Origin of the sequence: Hyphomonas sp., assembly GCF_013823385.1 — a bacterium.
GTDB lineage: Bacteria > Pseudomonadota > Alphaproteobacteria > Caulobacterales > Hyphomonadaceae > Hyphomonas.
Genome location: NZ_PNMA01000102.1, coordinates 1 through 2,351, shown reverse-complemented (window position 1 = coordinate 2,351; position 2,351 = coordinate 1). Strand labels below are relative to the sequence as shown.

The window sequence follows — 2,351 nt, the reverse complement described above, 5'->3', positions numbered from 1 at the left end:
TCCATCGCAAAGGCCCATGCCACAGGACATTTTTGTGCGCTATCCACAGGTCATGCACAGCCTGTCCCTGTGGATAGCCACCCTGTCACGGGTTTGACTCTTTGCCCTGCCACGGCAGGATAGAGGTCAATCAGGGAGGAACGCGCGTCGTGTTCAATGCCGAACTGATCGAGAGAGTGGCGAAGTTCCGCGGGATCGACGAGGATCCGACGCGCAATCTATCGGCCTGCCCGGCGCTGGTGCTCAACGCCGATTATACCCCGCTGTCCTATTACCCGCTCAGCCTCTGGCCGTGGCAGACCGCGATCAAGGCGGTGTTCCTCGACCGGGTGGACATCGTTGCGAGCTATGACCGCGAGGTGCATTCGCCCAGCTTCGACATGAAGATCCCGAGCGTCATCGCGCTCAGGCAATATGTGAAGCACAGCGAGTTTCCCGCCTTCACCCGCTTCAACGTGTTCCTGCGCGACCGCTTCCAGTGCCAATATTGCGGCAGCCACGATCACCTGACCTTCGACCATGTGGTGCCGCGCCGCCTCGGCGGGCGCACCACGTGGGAGAACATCATCACTGCCTGCGCACCCTGCAACATGAAGAAGGGCGGGCGCACCCCCAAGCAGGCCGCGATGCCGCTCCACCAGGCTCCGATCCGCCCGACGAGCTGGCAGCTGCAACAGGCGGGCAAGCTGTTCCCGCCGGGCTACCTCCACGAAACCTGGCGCGACTGGCTGTACTGGGACGTCGAGCTGGAGGCGTGAGGCGTGTTGGGAAGGTGACAAAGGTTTCACCCTGCCAACTTCCCTACTTTCCCTATTTCCGTCTCATTCCATAGGTTTGCCGTCCGGATACGGGCCGGACGGACACGGAAACCGGAGAGCTAAAACGCGCGCCGCGACGCGGTGAGCTATCCCTGACCGACAATGCGAAAGAACAGGCTGCAGGTTAGCGTGCGCCAGGCCTGTAGGAAATGGCCGGATTGGCCATCGCCGGGCCAAAAGCCGCCGTTCGGCAAGCGACCCCGGAGCCGCCAGTTTAGGCAAGCCAAGTTGCTCACTTGAGGTGATCGAGCGGTTCCGGTCTGGCAGGGGCGTGATACTTCCCTTCCCTTAGTGATTTGACTAATCATTGGGTGGAGATTGAGGCTAATCTGTGGTGATGCGGGCGACATTAATGCCCTAGCCATGTCCGACAGAATACGAAGCAATTCCGCAGTTTCTGAGCGAGCGAGCACCTTTCGACATGATTCGCCTTTTTGATTTAATAGTTGTCTTCGCGCTATCAGGAGTATTGCCTTGGCTTTCGCACGGCGTAATGGCTCAGAGCAAAGATGCAGCTGAGATAGTGCCCGAAAAGTTCACCACTGAAATCAGTTTTTATACGGGCGCAGAGCGCCACAAAGCCCCCTTTGTGCTGACCGGTGGCTTTCTCATGCTGCAGGTCAAGGTCAACGGGACGTCTGTCTGGGCTATTATGGATAATGGCGCGGCAAGCACAGCAATCGATGCTTCCTTCGTCGAGCAAAACGGGATCGCTGTGAGACAAACGCTCAAACCGTTTTTGACTAACACCGGGCCCGTATCGCGGACACTGACCGAGGCTATTGAAATTGATCTGCCAGGCGTGCTTAAGGCTACATCGTCGGTTTCTGCCATCGATCTCAAATCAGTTTCGCAATTGGTAGGCAAGCCTGTTATCCTGGTTCTCGGCCGTGAGTATTTCGCTCAGACAGCAGTGATCATATCGTTCAAACAGCGCATGCTTGATATCGGTCCGGCATCTTCGGTTCGATTGTCGGGCGGCGGGGCTACACCTTCGGTGCCGCAGGTGACTCTTGAGGGGGATGCCCCACTCGTGTCGTTGAAAGTGAACGATACCCCGGTCCGATTGCAGCTCGACCTTGGGTTTAGTGGCGATGTCAGTTTAGCCGGAGGTAAATGGGACGATGCAATCGGAAAGGACACGCCGTCTAATCGTGTTGGGACAATGAGTGTTGAGGGAACGATACGACCTGTCGTCCAAACACCAAACCAATCTGTTATTATCGGTGATCAGCAGTTAGATAACATATCTGTGCTTCAAGATACTATGCTACCAGCAAGCGGCGATGGGTTGCTTGGGATCGGACTTCTGAGTCGTTTCGATATTGTTGTGATTAATTTCTACGAAGCCAAGATGATGCTATTGGGGCGAACAAAGAAATCAGGACAATGATTAGAGCGATGTGCGCAAGAGTTGGATTGAATTTAGCTGTCGGCCTACATATATGTCGCAAAAGCCGCTATTCCGTTTTCCACCCACTTCCGGTCATTCGCGCAAGCGCCGCGCATGCCCGAAAGCGGACTTGCTCGCAT

At 56.1% G+C, this 2,351-nt stretch carries 2 protein-coding genes; both read left to right on the top strand.

Annotated features, from left to right (window positions below):
* Positions 1-149 precede the first annotated feature (149 nt).
* Complete coding sequence (locus tag C0456_RS20045) at positions 150-758, top strand: HNH endonuclease (protein ID WP_291056316.1); 609 nt, start codon at positions 150-152, stop codon at positions 756-758.
* Between the two features lie 481 nt (positions 759-1,239).
* On the top strand, positions 1,240-2,211 hold the full coding sequence (locus tag C0456_RS20040) for an aspartyl protease family protein (protein WP_291056313.1): 972 nt from the start codon (positions 1,240-1,242) through the stop codon (positions 2,209-2,211).
* Positions 2,212-2,351: the final 140 nt, after the last annotated feature.